This is a genomic window from Pseudooceanicola atlanticus (assembly GCF_000768315.1).
Classification (GTDB): domain Bacteria; phylum Pseudomonadota; class Alphaproteobacteria; order Rhodobacterales; family Rhodobacteraceae; genus Pseudooceanicola; species Pseudooceanicola atlanticus.
In genome coordinates, this window is sequence record NZ_AQQX01000018.1 from 1 (window position 1) to 19,353 (window position 19,353).

Below are 19,353 nucleotides of genomic sequence, written 5' to 3' on the forward strand. Positions count from 1 at the left end.
TTGGCGCAGACTCTACATTAAGGTGAGGGATTTCGCGGGGGGCAGGTCACTCGCAATAAACGGTGTAGATATCTACGCCGTCGAACCGTTCCGGATAGTTTTCTGACAGCATCCGTTCATATTGGGTCAGATCAGTTGGGCGGCGGGTTCCATCGATAATCCAAATCACTTGACCGTAGAAATCTGTGCGCTTTCTTACCTCATCCGACTTGATAGCAGAGTGCTGGAACTCGATCACAAGGTCATAGGGTGTTTTGATATCCGCAATATGAAGCTCGCCAGTTTCATCGCGAGCTGGCACCTCTTGCCAGTCGGTAAAAAACCGGTTCTTCCAGTCGCGATGCCACTCGGTTTCGTTTTCCCACCAATGATCACAATGATGGCGGCCTTTGTGCGCCCAATGCCAGACCTTCTTGGTACCGCATCGAGCTAGCATGGCGGCATTGCAGCCTGGGCAGTAGCCCAAGGCACCAGGCGTCGCCTCAACTCGTTGACCATTCAAAAGTGCAAAACGCATTCCGATCACGCCTAGTTCAAATCTGACTTTACGTTCTGGTACAACGTCACTAACTCGGCCATGCCCATGTCTAAGATTGGCTCATACATAAAGGAATTGAGATGTATGTTTGCTGGCGTGATTAGATTGACCCGGCGTAGAAGGCCTATTTTTTCAGCTTCGTTATTAAACAAGTCTTTGAATTTCTGAAATATTTTCCCTGTTTGTTTATTCGAAACATCATATTCAGCCTCCGCAGAACGGATCTTTGCGACCATGTATCGCTCGGCTCGCATTCTGATCGCGATTGACAGAGCGATCTTGTGCTCAAGATTGATGCCATCGGCAACTTTTTCACACTCATCGGCGGTCGCGAAAAGATGCTCAATAACTGGCTGCGTCAGATCAACATCGGGGAATGTACACCCGGCCAAATGGCGTTCGAACACGTCCTTGTAATCCTCGATGGTGAGGGCTTCCGTTTCATCTTTGAAGTGGAGCATCCTGGTAAGCTGCAGGTAGTCAGCATTAGGATTCCCATCGGCATCTTTGGGGCCAAGCGTGTATTCGATTAAATTACGTAAGAACGGTATATAGGCAATTAGAACTGACGGTTCGGCCAACCTGCCTTGCCACTTACGAAACGGACTCTGGATGTCCGTCCGCTCGAATGGCTCAAGCTTGATCCCGTCATCAGATCGAAACGCCAGCCGACACTGATGTGCTGGACAGATATCTCTGCTTGAAACTGTTCGAAGGAAATCGAAGTTGTGAGTCAGAACGATGGCAAGGAAATTAGTGTCTTCGGTCTTGGTCACATCCTCTAAGAAATCAATGATCGCGAACTTGTTTTTGTAGTCAAACGAGTCAGAAATGTCGTCAAAGACAAAGAGGGTCTTGGTGCGGTTCTTCCATCGCACGAACACCTCATACATGATATCAAGGATGTAGAGTGCGCGACTTTCACCTGTGCTTAGCGCTCGGAGCAGCTCTTGCTTTTCGGATGAAGCGTAACGCCTCTCTTCACCTGAATCTTTGATGATGAAAGCAATCGAAGGAGCACTTCCTTTGAGGATCGCATCGGCCTTATTTTCAACGGAAAGTTCAAACGGCAGGTAGAGAAAGCGACGATTGAAGTCTGCCACTACAGCGTCCCAATCACCTCTGCTGCTGTCCGCGTCTGCGATGATTTCAGCGAGAGCACTTTGACCAGCTCGATACTCGGATACGAGCGCTTTGTATTCATCAAGTGCAGCCCGAAGATATTGCATCCAAAGGTCACGTTTCAGGCCCTCCCGGTCGTTGAGCATGGGCAGAAGGTGTTTGTTATCTGTGATATAATCTCGGAAAGCCTGCAGCTCCTTGTTTTTGAGCTTTGAATTGAATGTGTCAAATTTCTTCGCCACCGCCTTATCGTTCAAGACGCGAAGCTTCTCCTCTTCGATTCGCTCGCGAAGAGATTGGTCCGATGAAACCTCTTCCTTCTGATCCGTTTTTTCATCCGCCAAGCTGATGCTGTGTCCAGCGTTAAAAAAGTTGTTCGCTTCGAGCTGCTGCTGAACCTGGGCGACATTGTGATACTGAAAATCCCTTCGAAGGATTGGCGATTGTTCGGTTATCTCGTCATACTTTTGCGCAAAGTCTTCGACCGCAGCCGCCACATCTTCACTGGCAAGGAATTGCTGAACTTTTGGGTCATACAGGATTCTGTAGTCGGCTTTGCCGAGGTCCGATTGATGAAGTTCGTTGAGCTCGTCCTCAATCGCAGAAAGTGCCTCATAGTAGCTGCGGCCAAATACATCCTCTATAATCGGGTCTAAGTTTTCCCGTGATCTTTCTCCAAACCCCGCAGCGTTCCTGAGAGCTTTGTCCAAAGCCTTCTTTGCTTCGCCAATCGACTGATGGATTCCCTCGTACTTCGCTCTGAGTTCGGCGTTCGCAAGAAGAGTGGACACCTGACTTGAAGAGAATTTGTCATCGTAGGATTTAACGACGAAAATTTCCTCTTTCTTAATGGCTTCGCCATTCAGGGTGATCTCACAAGTAGGTTCGCGATTCGGGAAGTGCAGGTCCTTCGGCGAATTGCCTTCCGAAAGGTCCATCATTGTCTTCGCAAGCGATGTTTTCATAACACCGTTTGGAGCGTAGATCGCGTAGCCTTTGTGCTTAAACTCCAGCTCTGCCTCGAGTTTTCCAATTCCATAGCAATATCTTAAATTTATGTTCAGCTTGTCAGCCACGACATTCTCCAAATGATCTCTGCGCCCCAAAAGGCCATTGCATTTGGCCCTAGCGGCTCAGAGCATGCAAGGAAACAACCTCTGCTTCCCACCGCTCATGCCTGAATTATCCTTTCAACCAACGTTGGAAGAATTTGAGGAACAAGCTTCGAACTGGCTGCATCCAACTCCAAGAGCGGCTTCGACAGGTACGGATGAAACTTCTCAGACATGAAGTTACCTGCTCCCGCGAACAGATCAACGGGTTCGCCAGATCGAATATCTGCCAGCACTGAGCGTAGATCTGGTGTTTCGTCCCCGGTCTGCACCATCAGAAACCCGTCATGCTGTTCGACCAAGAACCCCATACTTCTGAGCGCTAGCGCCAAGGTTGACGTCTTAACCGTCCCAGCCCGGGTTGCAATGATCGATGCATGCTCGCCAAGACTGTGGATGTTCTTGGTCCGGAACCCGAGTCGCTCATAGTGGGCGCGCGCTTCGTCAAGCATCGCTAGCGAAACCGGCTCCATGTAGGGTGGACTGATATCCCCCTCCAGCACGGTGAACATCCGGTCTATCACCTCGTCATGAATGTCCCCCGCATCTCCGCCGAAGACAGGAGGCACACCGGCCTTCGCGGGTTTGACCACGATGACCTTTTCAAGATCATGGATCTCTTGAACCACCCAACGCCGCCCAGAAAATATCAGCAGCATCCCAGGCGCAAGAACATTGTCGATCGGCAGGGTTCCAAGATCCCGCCCCTCTGCAACCAAACGGAATTCCTCAGGTGTCTGGAACACCGCATAGAAGCTGTAATGCTCAACCAGCTTTTCGCCTGTCGGTCCCAGAAGTAACAGCCCGCTCCCGGACTGTTCGATCAAGCCGGTTTCTGGATGTCCAATTGCACGCAACACATCTGCGAAGACTCCGGTCGTGACCTTTCGGAAGGGGCCTTCGCGGCAGAGCACGTTGTATACCACACTTGCGGACGCACCGCCGCGCTGCGCGATGACTGACAGTATCTGATGGACGAGCGTCGAGAGATGAAGCGCCTGCGGTTTTGGTGGTTCGCACCAGCCTTCAAGCAACAGGTCTATCATCGCGATGGACCTAATCAGGCCGAGGCGAAGACGATCCACGAAACTGCTCTCCGGCGTCAATTTGGCTTCGACAGCGTACTGCCTGAGAATGGCCGGTTGTCCTTCACGCCGGCCTGACCGGCCAAGCCGTTGTCGCAAAGCCGCAACGCTGAATGGCGCACCGATTTGAGCCACGCAGGTCACGTCACCGATGTCGATTCCAAGCTCAAGCGTTGACGTGCATACTGCGGTTGTCGGTCTCGCAGGGTCCTTCAAGCGCCGCTCAACGAAGTCACGGTGTTCTCTGGAGAGGCTCGCGTGGTGGGGATAGAATTCCTGTGGCAGGTGCTCCCGTTCGCAAAGCTCCCGCAACCGATCTGCGTAAATCTCGACCCGTTGGCGCGCCCCGGCGAAGACCAGGTTGTCACTGCCTCGAAGATGCTTGAACAGATGGGCTGCTATGGCGTCAGTTGCGGATGGACTATTGTCATCTTCATCGCCTGAGAGGTAGCCGCGAAGCTGAAGCTTCAATTCAGCTTCGCCGCCATTTGCTTCGATCAGCTGGACAGAGCTTGCTGCGTCAGGGCGAAGATAGGCCTTGGCGAGGTCCATGTCCCCCAGCGTCGCTGACAGACCTATCCGACGGACTGGACGCTTTATCGCAAGCTCGAGCCTTGTGAGCAGTGAACGAAGCTGAACACCGCGTTCGCTGTCCAGGACTGTGTGCAGTTCGTCGATAACGACCGCCCGCGTGGCCCCAAACAGGCGAGGGATTTCCAAACCGCGACGAATTAAAAGCGCCTCAAGGGACTCTGGGGTTATCAGCAGGATCCCTTTCGGAGATTTCAACGCCCGCGTCTTGACGGATTGCGAGACATCCCCGTGCCAGGGAATAACCGGAAGCTCTGCTTCTTGGCACATGCCCTCCAGCCGCATGGCCTGGTCCGTGATCAAGGCTTTCAGCGGACCGATGTAGAGCAGGTCGAAGCCGGTGCCGTCGGACGGCTCGTCAAGCACCTGTGAAATCAACGGCAGGAACGCCGCCTCGGTCTTTCCGCCCGCCGTGGACGCCGCAACGATCAAATCGGTATTGGTCTCGCAGATCGTCCGGATGGATCGCGCCTGGATGTCGCGAAGTTCGCGCCATCCTTGCTGGCGTATCCATTTCTGCACAGGTCTCGCCAGTTTGTCGAACGCACTGCTCATCGGCGTCAGAGCTTGAAGCTGATCAGATCATCGTCACCGGGGTCTTGGGCACCAGTCGACTCGTCTACCTCGGTCATGTCTTCGCCGAGGTCTTCGGAGACTTCGATCTTTTCGATCAGATCGCTCCACTCGACACCGGGGTTTTGCTCGAGCACGGAAAGCAGGTTCACGAAGGCCGTCACCGTATTGCGCGGGGTGCGGAAGTAAGCTTCACCGATCCGGTCCGAGCAATGCGCCATGAATGCCTCGAGTGCGGCGTCCGGCAGAACACTGGCATCGTCCTGCATGATCCGCCGGACATTGGCCAGAAGTACGAAAAGGTCTTCAGGGGTCAGGCTGGCGAGCCGGACAACCGGTCCTGAAAGGTCGACCAATCCGTCTCGCGCGAAGGTATTTTCGGCCAAACGCGACTGAAGGGCTTCGTAGCTATAGAGCCCACGACGGGTGTTCATCAGAAACTCCGGGGTTCCACCCATGAGAAATCCGAGGTTCTCGGCGCTACCCTGCAGCACATCGTTCAGGATCCGGAGGATCTGTTCATAGTTTGCATTGCGGGCCTGCGACGAGGTGAGCTTGTAGAGGTTCACCATCTCGTCGAGGCCGACGAGCAAGCCTTTGTAACCGGCCTCGCCCACAAATGCCGACATAAGCTTCAGATGGTCATAGACACTGGCGTCGTCGATGATCGTTCGCACACCAAGCGCTTTGCGCGCGTCGGTGCGTGTCGCGAACTCGCCGCGCAGCCATCTCAGGGCTGCGGATTTCAACTCGTCGTCGCCGGTCTCATGGCCTTCCCAATATCGACGGATGACTTCGGCGAACTCAAACCCTCCGGTAAGTTCTTCAAAGTGGCCAAGGCGTTCACGAATGACGGTCCCAGTGGGCAAATCCCGTTCTTCAGCATCTCGGTGAGCTTGGCTGACAAACCGTTCCACCACGCTGGCCAATGCCCCGCCATCGGGCTTTGTCCGCGTCGAGAGGTTTCGGGCCATCTCCGCATAAAGCCCCCGAGCTTGTCCGCCGGTCGCGTGAATGCGGCGATCCGGCGCCAGATCCGCGAACATCACGACCAGGCCTTTCTCCAAGGCCACGAGGCGAATCAGGTTCATGAAGAACGTCTTGCCCGATCCGTATTCCCCGATGATGAACCGGATCGCCGATCCGCCATCTGATATCCGGTCCATGTCCTTGACGAGCTCTTCAATCTCCCGGACGCGGCCGACCTGAATATGGCGCAAACCGAGCTTGGGCACGACCCCGGCCCGAAGCGCCTGTACGATTGCATCGCGTTCACGTGGTTTCAACTTAGACATCCCTGCCCTCCGCACTCATCTTTTCTTTTACCGCCTCCGCAATCTCCGGAGACACGTCATATCCATCATACTCGTCGAGAAGCGCTTCATCGTAGGTCTCAAAAGCCCATTCATTCACGACTTCCAGTGCCCCGGACGCCATCAAGCCATGCGAGGCGCAGATCGTCTCGAACTCCGTTTCAGACCAATGCTCACGAGTAACTAGTTCGAGGACAAGGGCGCCGTGTTTCGAGTCAAGCCCCGCCAGCTGGCTTTGGCTGGCGGGCCCGGACGCACCACTTTCTTCCTCTTCGACGTCGAAAATCTGCCCAAGGACAGACGACACGCGCTCAGTGTCCGAACGGATTGCTGCGATCCGCGACGCGTCGAGTTTGGGTCCGCTGGCTTTTTCAAGCTCGGGTATCGCTTCGCCCGGGCGACCTGGTTGCGACGCACGAACAGTGCGGGGACCATCCGAAACTTCGCCAGCATGCAGGTCCGAGTAGGCCAGCGCAGGATCAAGGCCCAAAGCCTTGTAGACTTTCTCGATGCTTGCGACTTCGTCGGAGTGAATAATGCCATCGGCATGTGCTGCACCAACCAGCGCTGCCCGCATGGCGGCCTGGTTGTCTTGGCCCACCTCCTTCAGTTTCCGTCGCAGAAGCGCCATGTCCGGTGGCACGGCTAGGAACCATTCAAGGTTTGCACGCAGCCTGCGGCGTTCCTGATCGCTGAGGGTCGCGGCAGAAACCTGATCTTCCAACGCCCTGCGTTCAGGCTCCGCGATGCGACCATCCGCATGGACGACGAACGACCCAAGTGCCAATTCGATCAAGGCGCTTCGATAGCTGTCGGAAACTTCCTCCAGTCTTTCGATGGGTTCACCCAGACTAAAAAGCACAACGGGCTCCTCCGCCTTGGGCGACCGGAGAGCAAACCGAGGGTCGGGTGCCAGACCGAAACCGAGGCGCGCGAGCGCGTCGGCGGCTCCAGTCATTTGCCGTTTCCCGATCTTCTCGTTCGTTTCTCCCTCCAGACGCCCGATCACCTCCTCAAGCGGCACCAATCCCCCCCGATCGACAATATCGCTTGCCCAAGATTTCAAGTGGTCCATTTCCTCTGATGGGAAGGCATCCCACAGTTCAGAAGGCAGCAAGGCATGCGCTTCAACGCTTCCGCGACCATCAGGATTTCGGCCCAAGAAGCGACTGAGCTTGTCGAGATCGTTCATCACCTCGTCAGCCAACTCCTGGGCAATCTCGACCGGTTTGCGCAGGCCGGAAATATCCGGGACCGGCTTGCCATCAACGGTTGGGTTGGCAGATCCCTGAAACTCGCTGGAGGCGGCGCGATAGGATGCCGTGAGTGATTTCCGGGGTTTTGTCACTTTGAGCCCATCAGGAAAACGCCGATCAAACCGCATACGGAAAAGAGCGGCGAACTCGTCACGGCACCGCGTCGCGGGAGTTCTCAGATTTGTTTCCGGATGGCAGATGAACCAACTCAGCAACCAGTCAGCCGTCAGGTTCTCGCCTTTGTCGATCTGGGCTCCGATTGCGTATTTGAGTGAGAACGGAAGTTCCCAGCCCTGCTTCTCGAAAATCGGCTCGATAGCGTCAAGGTCGGTTTCGGCAATCATTGCGATATCGAGGAACTCGCCCAAATACCGCCTGACGGAATGGTTATCAGGGTAGAGTGACTGCAGCCGCCGAACTTCCTGGACGATCTCCTTTGCATCTTCGTTCGACTGATCGACGAAGAAGCGACGCTCCAGCCCGTAGAAGTACAGGAACATGTAGCCGGGGTTATAGGAGGCGTCGCTTCGCCCAGTTGCCAACCACTCCAAGTAGGTTGCTCGACACTGGGGTGAGATATCCGAGTATCCGGGCCAATACGGCATGCCATCGCCAGCCTTGTCCCTGCCCGAGCGCGCGACCGGCAGGGATGGATCGATATAGGCTCGGCATTTGTCGCGATACCCGTAAGAGTTCAGCAAGGGAGGCGTGCCAACATAGACCATCCCGCCGATGTTGCGACCGGCGACGCTAGCTGTTTCGCTAGAGGGGACCCACCCGCTTTTCTTTGTTCGGGACGACCTGCTCGATGCAACTCGCCCAGATTGTTTTCTTTCAGCGGCTGCCGCAAGAGCTGGCGCCGCAGACTTTCCAGCGCGAACGATCTCAGCGTAGTCCTGCTTCGGTGGGGAATAGGCTTGAGTCGCAGCCGATGCTCTGGAAACATTGGCTTCGCGAGTTCGTTCGCGTTCACGCTCGACACGTTTTTCATATGCATTTGGAGGCGCTACCAGCGCTGAATTCGTTTCTGTTGTTTCCGAACTCTTTGCGCCGCCATTTGTAGCGGCAATTTTTCTAGATCGCCGCCTTTCTTGCCACCAAACCAAAAAGATGGGCGCTCCCAATGCAAAAAGAACTTGGCTGCCGTCCGACCATGACTGCAATGCAAGTGCAATAATTAACAAAGCAGCAAAGAAATAAATCGCTAAAAAAAATGTAACGCGAAAAACCTTCCATACAAGACTCATCAATAAAATCTCCTAACTGGCCAGTTCGATCTCAAGAGAACGGCGCCCGCCTCTCAACCTCTAGGCGATTTTTCTCTGCTAGAACAATCGAATCCCCAGTGGGGGTGCACATTTCACCAGTTTTCGAAGAGGTCAGGCGTGTTCGTGTCACGCACTCGGCTCAAACCTTCGCCAACATGCAAACATGGGTGCTTGATCCTATACAATCCCTTCGCGCCCTCAAAATGAGCGCTGCCACCATTGGGCATACGGACCGTGACCACGTCTGCACCGCATATGGGGCACTGATGCCGGAAACTGCGCTGGCGCTTTGCATTCGAAGAAGACAGTAAGACCCAGCTTTCTCGAACGTCGGTAGTGCCACCATTTGGCAAGCGCCGCGAATGAGCTCGCCGTCGAAACCAACGAGGAACCATCAGACCACTCCCCTTTCCTCAATACTACTCCCAGACATCCCTTTTCTGACATAGAAGCCGTTTGGGATCGCCTCCTGGACGAGCGGTACATGCGAAATCAGACCCACCGCACGGTTCTGTCGGACGATAGAGTTGAGGACCTGTAGGACTTGGTCGAGCGTGCCGGACCCGTTTTCGGTGTCGAGGCTTCCAAACCCTTCGTCGATAAAAATCGTGTCGAGCCGGACCTTGCCGCTCGCCGCTTCGACCACGTCGGCAAGACCCAGTGCGAGAGCGAGTGCTGCAATGAACGTCTCGCCGCCTGAGAGTGTGCTTGTAGCGCGTGATTTCCCGGTGTGCGCGTCAAACACCTGTGTTCCAAGGCCTCGCTTACCTCGCCCTCCATTCTCCATCTCGCGCTCAAGACTATACTGATAGTTTGTCATTGGGCCGAAGCGTAAGTTTGCCGCTTCCAGAATCTGGTCGAACATCGCGCCTATCGCGAATGTCTCCAGGGTCAGTCTTTGCGAGTTCTGCCCGTTCACCAGCGCAGCTAGTCCGCGCAGCGGGCCTGATGCCGCTTCGGCTTCGTCAAGCTTGCGCAGCGTCTCTTCAATCCCCTTTCTAAGCCGATCCAAATGATCGACACGGGTCTGGGCGGCGATGCGTTCTTCGGTCACCCTGCCGAGTGCCTCAGCATGGGTCTGGTGCGTTTCCCGCAGCGCTTCGATGTCAGGCCGGGGCATGCCTTCAATCGCAGAGGTAGCATCTGTGACTGCATCAGACGCACTCTTGTGCTCACGCCGGTAGGTCTCGACCGTTTCTCTATCTTCATTGAGAGTTTCGATGGCTGACTTGAGAGACTGAAAGGCCTCTGCTGTGAGGCCAGCTCCAGCCAGTCTCGTCCGGAAGACCTCAACCGCCTTTTGATGGCGCGCCTTACAGTCCACGAGCGCCTTATTTGCGCTTTCAATATCCTTATCCGCGCCGAGTGCCATTTCGCGCGCGGATTTCAGCGCTTTGTCTGCCGCGATCCGCGCCGCCTGAAGTGACTCCAGCGACTCGGTCACCTTCTTCAGTGTGGCCGCGAGCGCCGTGACATCGCGCAGGTCCTCAGGCACCTCGGCAAGCTTGCCGTCGCGAGTCGCCTTGGCCTCAGTAGCCTTGTTCCGCCGCTCATCGAAGCTGTCCCGCAACTCATCGCGTTTCCGCTCCAGTTCCTCGACCTGCCGTCCCAGTTCCTCAATCCCGGCCTCCGCGGCAAGGATGTCGACCCGGGGACCAAGCGCTGCGAGTGCTGCGTCCTCACGACCGATCTGCGCCGCGATGACGTCCGCACGCGCCTCTGGCGGCTCAAGGGTGGACAAGCGTTTCCGTCGCTCGTCAAGCGTCGCTTGCACGCCGACCAGTGCTTCGCCGGCTTGCCGGGCTTCGCGATCGGCGGCCAGCCATGCTTCTCGTGACTCTCGGAATGCCTTGTCCAGGCCGGCACTACCGATCTCGCCAGTCGCCGGCGCAGGATGTTCGGTTGCGCCGCAGACCGGACATGGCGACCCTGCTTCCAATCTCGTCGCGAGGTGAAGCGCCTGTGCTGCCGCTAGATCCCGTTCGGCCGTCTCATAATCATCTCGCGCCTTCTCGGCCTTTCCGGTCGCAGCTTCCGACGTCCGCAGTTGTTCTGCGACAGCGTCCTGAGCCGTTGCGACATCCTGCAAAGCGCCCTCGTAGGACTTGGCTGCCAGATGCCGTTTTTCGAGTTCTGCGCGCCGATCCGCGATCTCGGCGCGCTTCGCCTCCGTTTCGCGCGCAGCTTTTAGCTCTGCGCTTTTCGAGGTGCGCTTCTCCTGCAGTTCGGTCAGTTGTGCCTTTGCTGCCTGAAAAGCGTTGTCGGCGTCTCGCTGCTCTTTCAGCGCGGTTTCGACTGCCTTATTGCTATCGGCCGCTGCCTCGAGGATTCGACCATACCTCTCCAGTTCATCACTTCTCCGGCGCAGGGTTTCGACCTCATCGGCACGATCGTCCTCGCGCCGGAGCGCCTCTGCCGCCTTTTCTGCTTCTCTGGAAGCAAGCTCGCTGGCCTCGTCAGCCTTCTTGCGCGCACCCTCGGCTTCACCAACCTCACGTTCGGCATCCCCTACTCGTTCCTCGACATCGATCAGACCGCGTGCGCGCTCGGCTTGTCGGACCTGCTCAGAAAGCGTCTCGACATCGCCCTTCTGCGCCTCAAGTGCGCGAAGCCGTTCGTTCATCTTTTCGGCCGTCGCGAATTTTTCTTCGATCGCCTCCGCCTGACGCACTGCTTTCTCGGCAGCTTCCGCCGTCGCCTTCCCGGTTTCTTCGTTCGCGCGTAGCTCTGCGCATTTCCCAGTTGCGGCTTCGATGCCCGAAATCAGTGCATCAGTGCTTTCGAATCCTTCTGCGGCGAGCTGTCTGGCGCATAGCGCACGTTCATCCCGCACCTGCCGTTCAGCCTCATCGGCTGCCGACTTGAGATCGGCCATGAGCTTCTCGTACAGCGAGACATCGAAGAGTTCTCGCAGGATTTCGAGGCGCTCTTTCGTCTTGGCCGAAAGGAATTTCTCGAAGCGCCCTTGCGGCAGGAGGACGATCTGGCGAAATTGCTCGGAGCCATATCCAAGCATCTCAACAACAGCCGCGTCGACGTCGCGCACCTTCTTCTCGGCCAAGATCTTGCCCCGTGCCGCATCTGTGATTGCGTCCAGCGCCATTCCGGTCGCATCGAACAGGTAAGCTTCGTGTGCGCTCCGCGTCTCGCCTTCACCGCGTGCCTTGGGCCGCATCTGGTCGGGTCGGCGAAGCACAACATATCGCCGCTCACCAATGTCGAACACGAACTCCGCCTCGGTTATTATATCCGGATCTGCGTGATCCGAGCGCAACGAAGGAGCGTCTTGCTCTGCCTTCGCCGCTTCGCCAAAGAGCGCAAAGGTCATCGCGCTGAAGATGGTCGATTTACCTGATCCTGTTTGTCCGTAGATGCCGAAAAGACCCGCCTCGACGGCATCCCGAAAGTCGATAACCACCCGACCTGGATAGGGACCGAACGCCTGAAGTGTTAGCCGAACCGGTCTCATTGGACATCCTCCGCCTCACACAGGCGACCGAGTGCCGACGCTACGACCTCCAGTTCCTTCTCTGAGAACCCTTCGTCCCGCACGTGTTCAACGAAGTCGCCAATGACTTCGACAGGGTTCGCGACCGCCAGGGCACGTCCCGTTAAAGACTTTACTTCTTGCGCCTGTTCATCCCGCTCGTAGATAAGTTCACAGGCGTTCGGGAACACGTCGCGGATGCGCTTCATTCCATCGATCACAGGCGCATCATCGGTAAGCACGGCTTTGATAAAATCGTCAGATCGATCTGCGAGGAGAAGTTCTGCGTGACGTCCCTTCAAGACGCGCACTTGGCGAATGGGTGTGAAAGGAATGATCTCAATCGTGGTTTGCCCGACTGCATCGATCTCGACGAGGCTCATCGACTTCTGGCAGTCAGATTCATCAAACCCGAAAGCTAATGGCGATCCCGAGTACCGGATATGAGGGGCACCAACCGATTGCGGCCGGTGCAGATGGCCAAGAGCCACATAGTGGGCACCCTCGAACACGGCCGAACTGACGGTCTCGATGCCGCCGACCCTAGTGAGAGGTCGTTCACTTTCGCTGCTCGAAGCCCCGGCTACGAAAGCATGCGAAACGACGACCCAACGCGTACCATCGGGAATGTTACGCCGACCGCAAGCCACCTGAGCGGCGAGAACGTCCTCGGGCGCGTGGAGAGCTTCGTCGGAAAAACATTCACGGGCGGCATACTCGTAGGCGAACGGCAACCCCGTGAACGCCACAGGTCCGTGGGCGTCCGTAAGTAACAGCGGCTTCTCGTCCGCACTGATAGCCCCACGTATCAAAGCGCGTCGTGTGTCTGTCATGATCGCCATGGATGCGATTCGATCACCAGAGTCGTGATTGCCGGCGATCATCACCACGGCCGCGTCGGTCTCTGAGGCAACGCGCGCCAAGAACCCATTGAACTGTCGCACGGCAGACGTCGGCGGGGCAGCCCGGTCAAAAATATCTCCTGCAATTACAAGAACATCAACGTCGCGAGAGGTGATCGCCGAAACGATCTGGTCGAGAATTGCTGCGTGATCGGCATCAAGAGGAATCCCGTTGAACTGACGCCCGAGATGGAGGTCGGCGGTGTGGAGAATCCTCATGGCAATAACTCGTATATTTTTTATTCGTATATTTTCTAGATGGACATACAGGCCAGAGTCAAGGTAGGGATGCGCACATGAAGCTCGACGACCTCAAACATGCGCAGAGAGAGCGCCTGATCTTTCTGGACCGCTGCCTGACTTGGCGGGGTATGGCAAACCGCAAGGATCTGATCGACCACTTCGGTATTTCGACCGCGCAGGCAGCGCTGGACTTCCGTGTCTATCTTGGTCTCGCGCACAGTTCACCGCCGACCTATGATCCGGTGCGAAAGACATACATAGCTGCGAGCGAGCACGAGGCATTGGCACCATCCGGCCTGACCGAAGCATTCGATATCTTGGCGGGCGTCGATGAAGACACGCCTTCGTCCGCGTTGCCGCGACCGGAACGGAAGGCAGATCAAAGGACCATCGCGTTTCTTCATCAAGCAATCAGGTCGGGGAACGCCGTCCACGTCCGATACACATCAATGTCGTCCGGTGCCGACGAAGGGCAGTGGATCGCACCGACCCGCTTCACGTCCGATGGTGAAAGCGTGCACTTGCGTGCCCACAGTTTCAAACGCGGTGAATATCGGAACTACCTCCCGATCCGCATCGATCCTGACAGCTCGTTCGAGGAGAAACCCATAGACAAGCCTCTGCCGGAGGACGTGGACTGGAATACTCGAGCAATCATTTGGCTGCGACCAAAAACAGGACTTTCAGATGAGCAAGCAAAGGTCGTCAGACGTGAATTCGGCTTTGAAGGCGAATGGCTCCGTGTCGAAACCAGAAAAGCGCTGGAATTCTTTTTTGATCGTCGATGGGGGTTGGATACCGTAGGTGCACGGCTTGAGCGCGCGAAAACGGACTACGAACCAATATGATAACTAGATCCCTTCTCGTACGCCGTTCTTGCTCCGCTCCATAGTTGCCTCTAACATATCGAGACCATCGACGGCGGAACGCATCTGCGCCTCACCCACGACGCTCGTGGTCTCGGCATCCGCGACCGGGCCCTCAAAATCCATCTCCATCTGCCGCTGTTCCTCAGCGATGACGGCTTGAACGACGGGCGCGGTCTTCTTTGGCACGACATGCGCTGACGGCTGACCTGCAGCAGCCTGGTCTGCTGCCTCGATATCGGCCTCGGATCCGCCTGACCCTTTCGCTGGCGGCGTCATCGGCATGGCGCGCATACTCAGCGGCAGCGTACCCTGTGATCCGCCTCCCCCCGGCTCCGGAAACGGCAACTCGCCTGTCTGCGCCGCGTAGATCGCCTTGAACAGCCGGTCGTCGAAATACTGGATCCGCTTCGCCCGGACCGGCATTTGCGCATCGATCACCATGACGATCTCGTCGAGCGGCAGGCGGCGGGCCTCATCTTCGGGTAGCAGAGAGCTCTCTTCGGTCCGTGTGGACTGGCTGCGCCCTTCGAAGGGGTTCTTGCCGATAGACTGAGAGCGCGTGATGACGGTTTTGGTGGTCTTGCCGACCGCCTTGCTCAGCTCCTCGACGGTTTTTTCATCCGAGGGCGTAAGGTAGAGCTTCACGCCGGCGTTGCCTTGCAGAGCGCGGCGGGTGTTCTCGCCGTAGATTTCATCGAGGGCGGGGATGGTCTGGGTGACGACGGCCAAATGTCCGCGATAGGTCCGCAAGGTCTCGATACTCTCGACCACAATGGGCATCTTGCCGAGGCGGTTGAACTCGTCCAGCATGATCATCACGGGCCAGGGTTCGTCAGGTCCGGGGTCTTTCTCCTGCATGGCGGAGAGGAGATCGGAAAAGAACAGCCGGATCAGCGGCGCGAGCGGCTTCACCATCAGCGGCTGGACCACAAGATAGACCGAGAAGGGTTTCTTGCGGATCGTGCGGAAATCAAAGTCCGACACCGCCGTCGCCTCATCGATGGCCGGGTTCTGCCATTGATCGAGCCCCGAGGTCATCAGGAGCGAGACGTAGGACGTCAGCGTGTCGTTGTTGGTCGAGGCGAGCCGCGTGAAGATCAGCTTGGCGGCCCTGTTATCGACCTCATGCCCCCGCGCGGAATACTCCTTCTGCTTGTTCCCGCCCGAGGCAGCGATGCGGTAGATTTCGCCCAAGGTCGGGCGCTTGCGCTGGAACGCCAAGAGCCCTGCCGCGACGAAGAGATCGATCCCGCCTTTGAGGAGGCCCTGCACCCGGTCGTTGTCGCTTTGCAGGAAGAGCGTCGCAAGAAGCTGCAATTCCATCTGCTGGCGCGCGGGATCTTTCAGTTGATAGATGCGCAGGAGCGGGTTGTAGCGATGCGTGCGCTTGCCCTCCCAATCGGTGGGGGCAAAGCGATAGACCTTGTCGCCTTGGGCTGCGCGGTGCCGGGCCGTGGCCTCGAAACACTCGCCCTTCACATCGAGCGTCACGGCGGAGCCCTGCCAGGTCAGCAGGTTCGGAATGACGAAGCCCGTGGTCTTGCCGCGGCCCGTGGGCGCCACGATCAGCGCATGCGGGAAAACCTTCGAGCAAATGTAATTGGCGCGAGAGCCAGGCGTCCCCAGCTTGCCGAGGATGAACCCGGTCCCGGGCGCCCCGAAAAACCCATTGGCCTTCATCTCGCGCGCACTCTGCCAATGCGTCTGGCCAAACCGTGTGAGGGCCGATCCCGAGAGGGCGAGGCTCAGCATCAGGCCGGCGGCGGCAAAGCTGCCGATGATCAGGTGAATGAGTTGGGCATCCTCCGGGCGGCGGTCCAGGATCGCCATGTAGTTCTGCGCGATATAGGCAAAGTCGATCTCGGCCCCGAAGCCGAGATCCTGGTAGGTCAGCACCGCCGAGGCGATGGTATAGCCCATGGCCCCACTCACAAGCGTCACCAGAAGGACGCCCGTGGCGATCCGCGCTTTTCCCATGGCGGCGCTCAATGGACCTGTCCCCGCTCGGTCTCGCCATCCACGTCTGTCGCGCGGTGTTTTTCGTATTCGGCATCGGCGAGTTCATCGACCACCTGGCGCAAGGCCTCCGTGTTGGCCGTGGCGGCATCGGATTGCAGATAGACCTTGGCGACATAGAGCCGGTCGAGACGATCCTCGAGAACCTTGTCCAGCGCATCGGCATCGCCGGATGTGAGCCGGTCGAGTTGGCGCACGTCCAGCACCCGCGCGATCTCCTCGCGGAAGGCGTCCCGCTCCGCCTCGGTTTCGAAGGGCGCGGACAACTCCCCTGCCCGCTCATGGTCCAGAACACGCGCGATTTCGTCTGAGAGGCGGCCGGATCGGTCAGACAGCGGTGCAGTTTCATCGCGGGCCGCGAGGATGTCGTCGCGCGTGCCAACCCCAAGTCCGTCGCGCAACTCGCTTTCGCGGCGGACCTGATTGATGGCCTCCGTGTCCCGTATCTCGACGACAGCGGCATAGGTCGCGCCGAGCCCGCGGGCGAGGTGGGACGGCATGTCCGGATAGCGCTCCCTGAATTCATCCGTGACAGCATCTGCAACGGGCGTGCGGATATCGCGTCCCTCCATGATCCGGTCGACCTCGCGGGTGATCTCGCTGGCGCGGGCCGCATCGGTAATGGTCTCCCTGTAAGGCTCAGACCGGTCAATCACATCGCCGGGGCGTGCGAGCAGATCCGGGTGTGCCTCGAGATATGCACGCTGCTCCGTCTCAATCCGGCGCTCTGCCTTTGAGACCACCTCCCAGTCCCGGTCTTCGATCCGCTGCGCTGTCAGGCCCTCTGCGCGCATCTGCTGACGGATTGTCCCTTCCATCGCCCGGACCGCGTCCCGGTGATAATGGAACCGCTCGCTGATCGGTTCCGCTTCCATGACGCCATCCCGGCGCAGCACGTTCTCGCGCTCCAACAGCGTGCCAAGTTCCACATGCACGTCATTCAGGATGTCACGCGCCTGTTCCAGATCGGCGCGGCGCTCGAGGTTCAGATCGCGCGCCTCAGCCACCTTGGAGAGATCATCTGCGATCCATTGATGCTCCAGCGCGGCATTCGCGGCCCCGGTCTCGATCCGCGCCACCACTTCCGATGTGCTGATCCCGGCGCCCCGTAGCGCTGCGTCGATCCGAGAGCGCAGGCGCGGCTCTGTGAGGCGCTCCAACTGGCTCTCTTGGATGTTTGCCTCGGAATAGACCCCGCCCTCCGAGGGCGCCTCTGACAACGTGCTCGAACGCAATCCGAGCGGCTGCATGTGCTGGACCTGCGTCTGGATCTCGATAAGGCGCTTTTCCAGCACCGGACGTTCCGCATCGGACTTCTCTGCGATCATGCCCTGCACCCGCGCGAGCTTCTCCGCATAGAGGCTTCTCAGATCCTCGAAGCTTTGATCCTCGGCCATATACACATCTCCTGTTCGGTCCACCTGCCCGCCGCGCGCCAGCACCTCGCCCGCGCGAAATAGCGCCGCCGCGATATCCTCGCGGGCTTCTCGCGAAGCTTCCGTGGCGAGCGAGTGGTAGACAGTTCTGGTATTGGCGATCTCCGCCAGCGTCCGCGTCAGGTCGGCCCCCACGCGCGCGCGCTCGCGGGGCGCGCGACCCTCGTCTTTCGCCGCATAGACCTCGCTGGTCCGGGCGGGGTAATGCACGACACCACGATCCACCCGGCGCGTGGCCTCCAGGCGCACGCCATACTTTTCTGCCTCCTCGACCATGGCGAGGCGGAAGTCGTCATAGTTGAACCGATGGTTCCGCCCCAGAAAAAAGAACTCGCCTTCCTGCGAGCGGCGGTTCAGAACCAGATGCGCATGCGGGTGATCGCGGTCCTCATGCACCGCAATGATGTAATCGAAATGCCCCTCATCGGTCTGGAAAAACCTCTTCGCCACGCTTTCGGAAATATCGCGGACATCCTCACCGCGCGTGCCAACTGGGTAGGACATGAGCATGTGGGTGGTCTGGCCGAGCTTGGGCTTGAAGCCCGCGTCCCACCGCTTGGCAAAGCGTTCGGTGAGGTCTTTGATGTCCTTCGCTTCGAGCTTCGCCTTGCCATCCAGAAATCCGCTTGAGTCCACGATATGGGTGGACTTGGTGGTCAGATACTCGAGCTGGTTCATCAGCTGCGATTTGGTGTGCGTTCCCCCGCCCCGGATCGCCTTGAAGACCGCTGGCCGGTGCCCCGCCGCCGCACGCACAAGCTGGCTCTGCTTGGCTACGTGCAGCCCCTGCATCGAGCCCCGGATCCGGCTCCAGCCATCCCGGAAGACCTCGCCCGTGACGGCATCGACAGCATCATTCAGCCGCATGCGCAAACTCCCTCAAGGCGGCCGTGGCCTCGAGCTGCATCGCGTCTCGACGGCGGCGCAGAAGCAGGTCAATCTCGTCAGCGGAATCCAGAATGAACCGCGCCAGCCCGCGCAGCTGCGCGAGGCGCAATTCGGAGAACTCGGCACTCGTGCCCCCCACGGCCCCCTGCCCCATCCGGTTGGCCTGCGTCATCTGTTTGGCGATCTGCGCGACCCCATTGCCGACCTCGTGCAAAGAGGCCCTGTATCGCGCCATCTCGGCCGCCATCTGCGCATCCGGAACGAACACCCCGCCTGCCGCCTGAATGAGCCGCCGCAGTCCCTCAGCCCGGCTCTCGATCCCGGCCTTCGCCAGCACCGCGTCGAGCGCCTCAAGCTCCGAAGCCGTGACCTTCACACTGACCGCGGAGACCGGGATGGCTGCATCCGTCTGGCGCTCGGCATCGGCCTTGAGCGTGTACTGGATCGCCCGCGGCGACACGCCAAACCGCTCGGCCAACACGGATGTCGACACACCTTCCGCAGCCTCGCGAACGATCTCCATGCGGTTCGCATCTGTGAGACGTTTTGAACGAGACATGCGAAGAAAGACCCCCTATTTCCTGCCAACTTCCACCAAGGCTGCCCCCACCTTACGATAATATACCAAACAGTCAATTGTATACTTACGTCGCA

At 58.1% G+C, this 19,353-nt stretch carries 11 protein-coding genes; 1 reads left to right on the top strand and 10 read right to left on the bottom strand.

Annotation, left to right across the window (positions count from 1 at the left end):
* Positions 1-46 precede the first annotated feature (46 nt).
* The 7 genes from ATO9_RS24015 to ATO9_RS20975 all read right to left on the bottom strand — a co-directional run bounded on the left by ATO9_RS24015 (position 47) and on the right by ATO9_RS20975 (position 13,466).
* A complete protein-coding gene (locus ATO9_RS24015; protein WP_081979699.1) occupies positions 47-517 on the bottom strand; it encodes a competence protein CoiA in 471 nt (156 codons plus the stop codon).
* 11 nt (positions 518-528) lie between these two features.
* Positions 529-2,736 (bottom strand): hypothetical protein, encoded by a 2,208-nt coding sequence (locus tag ATO9_RS20950; protein ID WP_043754170.1) that lies wholly within the window; start codon positions 2,734-2,736, stop codon positions 529-531.
* A gap of 95 nt (positions 2,737-2,831) precedes the next feature.
* Entirely contained in the window at positions 2,832-5,003 is a 2,172-nt protein-coding gene (locus ATO9_RS20955; protein ID WP_043754075.1) for a DEAD/DEAH box helicase, read from the bottom strand.
* Between the two features lie 5 nt (positions 5,004-5,008).
* On the bottom strand, positions 5,009-6,316 hold the full coding sequence (locus tag ATO9_RS20960; RefSeq protein WP_043754077.1) for an ATP-binding protein: 1,308 nt from the start codon (positions 6,314-6,316) through the stop codon (positions 5,009-5,011).
* A complete protein-coding gene (locus tag ATO9_RS20965; RefSeq protein WP_081979700.1) occupies positions 6,309-8,837 on the bottom strand; it encodes a tellurite resistance TerB family protein in 2,529 nt (842 codons plus the stop codon). The genes ATO9_RS20960 and ATO9_RS20965 overlap by 8 nt, the downstream gene beginning before the upstream one ends.
* Before the next feature lie 415 nt (positions 8,838-9,252).
* Positions 9,253-12,327, bottom strand: a complete 3,075-nt coding sequence (locus tag ATO9_RS20970) for an AAA family ATPase (protein ID WP_043754081.1) — start codon at positions 12,325-12,327, stop codon at positions 9,253-9,255.
* Entirely contained in the window at positions 12,324-13,466 is a 1,143-nt protein-coding gene (locus tag ATO9_RS20975) for an exonuclease SbcCD subunit D (RefSeq protein ID WP_043754083.1), read from the bottom strand. The genes ATO9_RS20970 and ATO9_RS20975 overlap by 4 nt, the downstream gene beginning before the upstream one ends.
* 77 nt (positions 13,467-13,543) lie before the next feature.
* On the opposite strand from ATO9_RS20975, the gene ATO9_RS20980 reads away from it, so the two are divergent.
* On the top strand, positions 13,544-14,338 hold the full coding sequence (locus ATO9_RS20980; RefSeq protein ID WP_043754087.1) for a BrxR family transcriptional regulator: 795 nt from the start codon (positions 13,544-13,546) through the stop codon (positions 14,336-14,338).
* Positions 14,339-14,341: 3 nt separating this feature from the next.
* On the opposite strand, the gene ATO9_RS20985 is transcribed toward ATO9_RS20980, so the two are convergent.
* The 3 genes from ATO9_RS20985 to ATO9_RS20995 are packed head-to-tail and all read right to left on the bottom strand — an operon-like array spanning position 14,342 to position 19,258.
* A complete protein-coding gene (locus ATO9_RS20985) occupies positions 14,342-16,336 on the bottom strand; it encodes a type IV secretory system conjugative DNA transfer family protein (RefSeq protein ID WP_043754090.1) in 1,995 nt (664 codons plus the stop codon).
* 8 nt (positions 16,337-16,344) lie between these two features.
* Positions 16,345-18,678, bottom strand: coding sequence for a relaxase/mobilization nuclease domain-containing protein (locus ATO9_RS20990; protein WP_043754093.1), 2,334 nt, complete (start codon positions 18,676-18,678; stop codon positions 16,345-16,347).
* A complete protein-coding gene (locus ATO9_RS20995; protein ID WP_043754095.1) occupies positions 18,665-19,258 on the bottom strand; it encodes a helix-turn-helix domain-containing protein in 594 nt (197 codons plus the stop codon). The genes ATO9_RS20990 and ATO9_RS20995 overlap by 14 nt, the downstream gene beginning before the upstream one ends.
* Positions 19,259-19,353: the final 95 nt, after the last annotated feature.

Bases quoted from the DNA above. Each gene is read 5' to 3' on its own strand.
- ATO9_RS24015 (WP_081979699.1), bottom strand. From the start codon at position 517: ATGCGTTTTGCACTTTTGAATGGTCAACGAGTTGAGGCGACGCCTGGT.
- ATO9_RS20955 (WP_043754075.1), bottom strand. From the start codon at position 5,003: ATGAGCAGTGCGTTCGACAAACTGGCGAGACCTGTGCAGAAATGGATA.
- ATO9_RS20960 (WP_043754077.1), bottom strand. From the start codon at position 6,316: ATGTCTAAGTTGAAACCACGTGAACGCGATGCAATCGTACAGGCGCTT.
- ATO9_RS20965 (WP_081979700.1), bottom strand. From the start codon at position 8,837: ATGAGTCTTGTATGGAAGGTTTTTCGCGTTACATTTTTTTTAGCGATT.
- ATO9_RS20970 (WP_043754081.1), bottom strand. From the start codon at position 12,327: ATGAGACCGGTTCGGCTAACACTTCAGGCGTTCGGTCCCTATCCAGGT.
- ATO9_RS20975 (WP_043754083.1), bottom strand. From the start codon at position 13,466: ATGAGGATTCTCCACACCGCCGACCTCCATCTCGGGCGTCAGTTCAAC.
- ATO9_RS20980 (WP_043754087.1), top strand. From the start codon at position 13,544: ATGAAGCTCGACGACCTCAAACATGCGCAGAGAGAGCGCCTGATCTTT.
- ATO9_RS20985 (WP_043754090.1), bottom strand. From the start codon at position 16,336: ATGGGAAAAGCGCGGATCGCCACGGGCGTCCTTCTGGTGACGCTTGTG.
- ATO9_RS20990 (WP_043754093.1), bottom strand. From the start codon at position 18,678: ATGCGGCTGAATGATGCTGTCGATGCCGTCACGGGCGAGGTCTTCCGG.
- ATO9_RS20995 (WP_043754095.1), bottom strand. From the start codon at position 19,258: ATGTCTCGTTCAAAACGTCTCACAGATGCGAACCGCATGGAGATCGTT.